The sequence below is a fragment of the Rheinheimera pleomorphica genome, from assembly GCF_011634895.1.
GTDB lineage: Bacteria > Pseudomonadota > Gammaproteobacteria > Enterobacterales > Alteromonadaceae > Alishewanella > Alishewanella pleomorphica.
In genome coordinates, this window is sequence record NZ_SIRR01000002.1 from 24148 (window position 1) to 31208 (window position 7061).

Annotated in this window: 9 protein-coding genes; 3 read left to right on the plus strand and 6 right to left on the minus strand. The window is 45.9% G+C overall.

All coding sequences use genetic code 11. From position 1 onward, the window contains the following. Positions 1–62 precede the first annotated feature (62 nt). The 3 genes from EYB30_RS01145 to EYB30_RS01155 all read left to right on the plus strand — a co-directional run bounded on the left by EYB30_RS01145 (position 63) and on the right by EYB30_RS01155 (position 2881). Entirely contained in the window at positions 63–704 is a 642-nt protein-coding gene (locus tag EYB30_RS01145; protein WP_166836155.1) for a class II aldolase/adducin family protein, read from the plus strand. A gap of 161 nt (positions 705–865) precedes the next feature. Further along, positions 866–1558, plus strand: a complete 693-nt coding sequence (locus EYB30_RS01150) for an EAL domain-containing protein (protein WP_241697926.1) — start codon at positions 866–868, stop codon at positions 1556–1558. Positions 1559–1708: 150 nt separating this feature from the next. After that, the gene (locus EYB30_RS01155; RefSeq protein ID WP_166836159.1) at positions 1709–2881 is read left to right on the plus strand and encodes a cystathionine beta-lyase; all 1173 of its coding nucleotides are present in this window, start codon (positions 1709–1711) and stop codon (positions 2879–2881) included. Between the two features lie 82 nt (positions 2882–2963). On the opposite strand, the gene EYB30_RS01160 is transcribed toward EYB30_RS01155, so the two are convergent. The 6 genes from EYB30_RS01160 to EYB30_RS01185 form a co-directional block, all read right to left on the minus strand. Then, on the minus strand, positions 2964–3134 hold the full coding sequence (locus EYB30_RS01160; RefSeq protein ID WP_166836161.1) for a hypothetical protein: 171 nt from the start codon (positions 3132–3134) through the stop codon (positions 2964–2966). Between the two features lie 60 nt (positions 3135–3194). Next, positions 3195–4052: a hypothetical protein gene (locus EYB30_RS01165; RefSeq protein ID WP_166836163.1), complete on the minus strand. Its 858-nt coding sequence runs from the start codon at positions 4050–4052 to the stop codon at positions 3195–3197. Positions 4053–4354: 302 nt separating this feature from the next. Then, complete coding sequence (locus EYB30_RS01170; protein WP_166836165.1) at positions 4355–4642, minus strand: hypothetical protein; 288 nt, start codon at positions 4640–4642, stop codon at positions 4355–4357. Between the two features lie 771 nt (positions 4643–5413). Then, positions 5414–5770, minus strand: coding sequence for a hypothetical protein (locus EYB30_RS01175; RefSeq protein WP_166836167.1), 357 nt, complete (start codon positions 5768–5770; stop codon positions 5414–5416). Positions 5771–5866: 96 nt separating this feature from the next. After that, positions 5867–6316 (minus strand): GNAT family N-acetyltransferase, encoded by a 450-nt coding sequence (locus EYB30_RS01180; protein ID WP_241697927.1) that lies wholly within the window; start codon positions 6314–6316, stop codon positions 5867–5869. Positions 6317–6417: 101 nt separating this feature from the next. Then, positions 6418–6855, minus strand: coding sequence for a GNAT family N-acetyltransferase (locus EYB30_RS01185; protein ID WP_166836171.1), 438 nt, complete (start codon positions 6853–6855; stop codon positions 6418–6420). Positions 6856–7061: the final 206 nt, after the last annotated feature.

The window sequence follows — 7061 nt, forward strand, 5'->3', positions numbered from 1 at the left end:
TGGCGTAACGCGCGCTTTATAATAGTCTGGTCTTATCTTGGTTAACAAAAGCGGCTTATACGATGACAGAACAGGAAGGGGTCATAAAATTTCAGCTGGAGTACCACCAGCAGGCCATACTGCAGGCGACAGATGTGGCAGAAATCAGCAGCTGGCGCACTATTATGCTGCAGCTGGGTATGCTGGGCCAGACGCCACTGCGTTACGATAACTACGGCTTTGGTAATATCAGCCAGCGCTTTGGCAACAGTAACCAGTTTATGATCAGCGGCACCCAAACCGGCGGCATTGCCAATATGACCGCTGATGACTATGCGCTGGTCACGCTGTGTCAGCCGGCACAAAACCGTATTGTCGCGCTTGGGCAAACTAAGCCCTCATCCGAGGCGATGACGCACGGCCAGCTGTATCAGCTAAGCGCTGACATCAACTTTGTTATTCATGCCCATTGCCCGGTGATCTGGCAACAGGCGGGCGCATTGGGCCTGGCGCAGACCCGGGCAGAAGTGCCTTATGGCACTGTGGCGATGGCCGATGAAGTGGCGCGGCTGTTTCGTGATACCGCCGTGCTGGAACAGGGTATCTTTAGCATGGCCGGCCATGAAGATGGGGTGGTGGCTTTTGGTGACAGCGCGGCGCAGGCAGCGCAGCGGCTGATGCTGTGTTATGCCAAAGCACTTGAGCGTAGTGCCATACCAAATTAACGCAATAACGACTGAATAACTGGCAACTTGGGCGTAAGGACGCTACAGTCGAAACATAGTTTGCTCATACTGTACGATGGTTCATGCATTTCCCCGACAACATCAAACAACAAAGCTGCAGTGATTGTTTAAGTGGTAAGGATTTAGGCTTTCAAATCCGGATGGCATTTCAGCCAATTATCGACTGGCAAACAAAAAGTATTTTTGCTTATGAAGCGCTTGTCCGTGGCCCTGAAGGCGAAGGTGCCGGCTGGGTGTTTGCGCATATAAATGACGACAACAAATACTATTTTGATCAGGCCTGCCGGGTAAAAGCGATAGAAACCGCAGCTAAGCTTGGCTGTGGTGCCTTTTTAAGCATCAATTTTTTACCTAATGCCGTGTACAACCCGGAAACCTGTATTAAAGCCACGATAGAGGCCGCTGATCTGTATGGTTTTGACTTAACCAAGCTGATTTTCGAAGTCACTGAAGGTGAGCAAATACCGGATAAAGCCCATTTAAACCGTATTTTCCGCAGTTATGCCAAGCGCGGCTTTCAAACCGCCATTGATGATTATGGCGCAGGCTACGCCACCTTAGATTGGCTGATGGAGTTAAAGCCGCATATTCTGAAACTGGACATGCAGTTAATCCGTAATATTGAGCAAAGCCCCGCCAAGCAGTTTATTGTCGAGCAAACCCTGGCTCAATGTCAGCTGCAGGGCACCAAGGTACTGGCTGAGGGCATCGAAACCAAAGGCGAGCTGGATTATCTGACGTCGGTTGGTATTCGTTATCTGCAGGGGTATTACTTCGCCAAACCGCAGTTGGAATATTTGGTACCAGGCAGCGAGCTGCCAAATCTGCAATAACAAGGCGACTGCCGCCTTAGCCCGCATTCAGCGCCGGCAACAAAATGATGCGACAAATGCTAGCTGATAGCTGTGGTTTTGGTATAACATGGCCGTCCAGACGTCTTATCTTCAGCAATGGTTGTGCTGGTGCAGCGCGCAGGAGTAAACATGAAAAAAGACACTAAGCTAATACACGCTGGCCGTGCCAAACGCTATACCGGCCAGGTGGTTAACCCGCCGCTGGTGCGCGCCTCTACCATCGTATTTGATACCTTTGCTGAGTTAAAACATGCCACACTCCACCGCGGTAACCGGGTGCCGTTTTATGGCCGGCGCGGTACCGACACCCATTTCGCCTTGCAGCAGGCAATCTGCGAGCTGGAAGGCGGTGCCGGTTGTGCGCTATACCCGTGCGGTGCGGCAGCGATAAGTGGCGCCTTACTGGCATTTTTAAAAGCGGGTGACCATCTGCTGATGGTCGACAGTGCTTATGAACCCACCCGGGCGCTGTGCGATAAGCTGCTAACCGGCCTGGGCATTGAAACCAGCTACTACGATCCGCAAATCGGCGCAGCCATTGCAAGCTTGGTTAAACCGAACACCAAGGTCATTTTTCTTGAGTCACCGGGCTCGTTAACCTTTGAAATGCAAGATATTCCGGCTATTACCGCTGTCGCCAAACAACATAATATCGTCACTATTCTCGACAACACCTGGGCATCGCCCATTCTGTGCCAGCCGTTTGCATTGGGGGTGGATGTGTCGGTGCAGTCGGCCACTAAATATATAGTTGGCCACTCTGATGTGATGCTGGGCACCGCCAGCGCCAATGAAAAACACTGGCCACAACTGCGTGAGCACAGCTATTTAATGGGGTATTGTGCCTCAGCCGACGACGCCTACACCGCACTGCGCGGTTTGCGCACTTTGTCAGTGCGGTTAAAGCAGCATGAGCAAAGCGCATTAAAAATTGCCAACTGGTTAACTCAGCGGCCAGAAGTTGAGACTGTGCTGCACCCGGCACTGCCGTCACACCCCGGCCACGCTATTTTTAAACGCGATTTTTCTGGCAGTAATGGTTTGTTTTCCTTTGTATTAAAGCAGGGTAGCCAGCAGCAGGTAGAGGCCTTTATTGAAGGCATGGCGCAGTTTAAAATGGGCTTTTCCTGGGGCGGTTATGAGAGCTTAATTACCGCCACCATGAAAGTGCAAAACCTGCGCACCGCCACTACCTGGCCGTACAGTGGGCCGTTAATTCGCCTGCATATAGGCCTGGAGGATGTAGAGGATTTAATTGCCGATCTGGACACAGCTTTTGAGCGCTTTCATGCGGCAGCATAACAGTTAACGCTTTACACCTTAGCAACAAAAATGCCTGGCTTACAGGGTGGGGCCAGGCTTTTTGGTTACTCCGCAAAATGGCTTATTGTTTACCAGCGTCATGCATTCTGTTTTCCTGATACAGGAATAATAGTGCCATGATAACGGCACCAATGATCATAGTGGGTATCGAGAAAATGGCAATAATCACCGTTTTACGGGTAGAACGTACAATACTGGCTTCACGATATAAAAATACCGGGAATGTAAGCATTAATATAGTTATAAGACCTAGTAATATCGGGCTTTCGAAAAAAAACAGCATAATTTTTCCTTAATTTGGTTGGGTTGCAGGCTTTTCTTTTGCGTTACATGTTCCGGTATCGCAGTTTGTAACGGTCACTGTACCTTTGCGACTATCAAGATAATCATATAAAGCACCAACACCAATTACAGACACCCCAAGTGATTGCATCGCTTCAACAAAACCTTGTAAAACCCTTCTTTCCCGAAATTCGAAGATAACCCGTTTTAATGTATACAGATCATTCTTCGTTAACGGAATAACTTTACCAGTATCGGTGCGTAAAGCCACAACCTTCACCTTGCGTTCACCAGCGACACCTAAGGCGTTTATATCAATTAATGCCCGGCTACCATCGTTAAAATACACCCAGCGCTGAATAAGAATATCGCTGGTGTCAATCATAATGCTTGCTACTTTCCGGTGGAAGAACTGATTAATAATACTAAGATTTTCTAGAGTATTTCTGGAGTTTATAAAATTCTCAGCCAATTGCTGCTGATTGCCTTCACTGCCTGCTAAATCCCAGGCTGAGTTAAACGGAAGAGTGCTAAAGTCCGCCTTAGCTGTTTGTATCGCGGTCAGCGCACTAAAATAAGCATTTACTTCGTTTGCTAGTTTGCCGTCCAGGTTGACGGTTTTTTCCACGTGGAAATATCTTGTCTCTGGAAAATACTCTACTTGATAGCTATCGAGTTTTCGCTGCTTATTATTAATGACATGCAAAACGGCCGCAGAGTTGCCAGATCCTAATGCCGCTTGCAAAGCGATAGAATTTACGTTGTTGGGGCAGGTATTGCAGATGTAAATTTTTTCTACGCCATAAGCTAAGACAGAACTCGGCTTTAGAATAAACAACATAACAAAAAAAACAAAAAATAGTCTCATAAATGTAATTAAATCCCAAGTTGCTTGTTAAATAATCGGCGGTAATTTAACAGCTTTACATTTTTATGGCAATGCTGCTGAGTTGAATATTTATTGTGATAATCAAGGTTTTGTTTGGTAAATATATTGAGTGTTGGTGCGTAATGCCAACAGCGGCCAAAAGCCAGCGTAGCGGGTTGACGTCGCAGCCAGCGCGTTTTCTGACGATAATATTTGTTTGGGCAATTTAAATTTTGCACGCGCTATAAGCTTGTGCATGGTTGTTTGATTTTTGAGTATTGCCAACTAAATCCACATATGTTTTATTCATAAACGATTTTACCGCTGGTTTTTTGGCCGTCCCAGTCTATTGATGTAAAGCCGGTAGTTTGATCATTAAATAACAAAACCATACGGTCAGATACGCCTTCTAGTACCACTTCGTTTGGCGCTGTTACCACCCAGGTAACCATGGACCAGCTGTTTAGCTTAGAGATGGAGCCATCAGCAGCAAAGCTAAAAAGATATTCTCTACCGCGCCATTTATAAACCCAGGTAGTACCAACAAGCTTGTTTTTCAGCGCAACAGAGCCAACCACCGTTTCAGGCATGAATCTCGCCAGAGGATCGGAATGCCCTAACAACGGCATGAATAAAAGCATCAGGATGGTCAAAATTTTCAGGGCGTTTTGTGCTCTATTGCATAGGTTAAAAATACAGGTTGTTTAAGCCTGGCTTTGTTAATTTAGCTTTCGTATTTAGTTCTTCGGAATTCATTCTTTTCTTAACGCTTTACTAATGGGTTGCCGCAGCGCAGCGTAGGCAATCCCGTGGAGGCCACGCTGTTTGTGGCCGGAACGAAATTGAGTAACTTGTTATGTTGCTGAAGTCAAGATTGCTATTCCGCATGACGTTATTAACGCAAAAAAGTGAACAAAAAAAACTTAACGCCATCTGGATCAATATTAAATTCATAATCTTCTTTCACAAGCATTGGATAAATGCGGTACATCCCACTTAGCTGCATTAGAAGGACAGTTAGCGGAGCAATATATAGGTGGTTGCCTAGCGCCATGTCATTTAAATACAAAATGTAGCTAAAGATGAATGACGCCAGTGGAAAAAAAATGAATAAAAACAATCTGCTTTCCATCATTAACTTTACAAACCAATTTCTTTCATCCTCATGCTTTTCAACAGTCAATATTTGAAAGCAATCGCTGCATCTTTTCCAATGCAGAGGAAAAGATCGAAATTGATCACAATTGGAATTTCTACAAATATTAAAAGTTCTCATTCACTATAGAGCCACATAACGCCCGCCACAAACGCGAGCAACGTGTTGCGAGTCGAGCGCCGCAGGCGCGTTGTGCTGGCGTTTGTTAGCCATTAACCGCACTCACTAGTGTTAATGCACTGATAACCCAAAACACCAACCATGACAAATGCTTACCTTTTGTGTAGTAAGCAGATAAAAGACCACTTAGAGCAAATATAATGCTGACTGTAACAAGTAATATTTTCGAATCAGGCAGTAACACTAAAAGTGCCGCAAAACCAAACCAAGCCAAACTTGTTATATGCCACGCAAAACGAAGAGTACCTTTGGTAAATTGATCACTTCCAAAAATATGTGGCAAATTGTCCCGCTTAAACAAACGAATCAGTATGTAGCGCTCACCAAGGATCGAATGAGCAAGCCCACATAGGGCAAGTAACAGTGACGCGATGATTAACAAAGTACCTCCTACCGGCTAACGCACGCCTAAACGGCGAGCAACTTGTTGCGAGTCCAGCGGCCGCAGGCCGCGTTGTTTAAGGCGATTGTTAGCATTTTACCCTGTACTGCTAAATGCAGACCGATACTTAACAAAGCCACGTTTGACCGTCCCATTAAAACCCTGTTTTTCAAAAAATGCGTGCGAATCTAAACGCTGCGAAGAGCTAAGCAACATGATCTTAGAGCAGTTTGTACTAACGCAAAAAATTTCAATTGCCTGAAATAAAGCAGTACCAACACCCAGCCCGCGAGCATCAACATCAACAATAACGTTTTCTACTACAGCAAACGGCTGTTTACGAAACATAACATCAGAACACAATGAAACTAGCGCGCTCCCGACAACATTACCCTGGTTGTCACAGACAAGCAGCTTTGAGCGCGAATCGTCATAAAGAGCCTGTATTTGTTCTGGCTCCACCTTTACAGCAGGGTTATTAACCAACTGGTTATACAATTCAGACAATCTTAAAGCATCTTCAGGCCTTGCTTCACGAACTATCAAATGAACACCTACCATCCTGAAATGCTAACGCCCGCCACAAACGCGAGCAACTTGTTGCGAGTCGAGCCGCGAAGCGGCGTTTTGATGGCGATTGTTAGAGCTCACAGCTTGATGATTGCCAACATATCTTCACCATCTTCATCCAACCCCACTTCCTGAAAGCCAAAACTTGCATAAAAATCTTTGGCCACTGGGTTTTCAGGGTCATAGCAAATTTCGATTTCTTTTACTTTGTCACTGGCTTTGATTTCATTGAGTGCCAAATTTAGCGCAGCTCTACCAATACCGGCTTTTTGAAAACGTTGATCCACCATAAAGCGCCAGATAGACACTTTTTCAGGTGTTTCAGATACCCACATGAAAAAACCGACAGGTTTATCGTTTTGATAGATCGCTCTGCAGGTATGCCCTTGGCAGTAATGTGACTCAACCAAAGACCACATATTACTCGCAACATATTCCTGTTGCTCATCCGTGACATCTAAGTCACATACAGCTTCATAATTTGAACTTGTTATTTCTTCCAGTGTGATACTCATGACTTTCCTTAGCTCTAACGCCCGCCACACAGGCGAGCAACTTGTTTCGAGTCCAGCGCCGCAGGCGCGGTGTGCTGGCGTTTGTTATGGGGTGCCAATGTTTAGCAACCTCTTTGCAAAGCTGATACTGTTCTTACCCATAAAAAGTAGACACTCGGTTATGCGCATTTGCGCTCATACTCAGCCGGGCTGACATAGCCAATCGC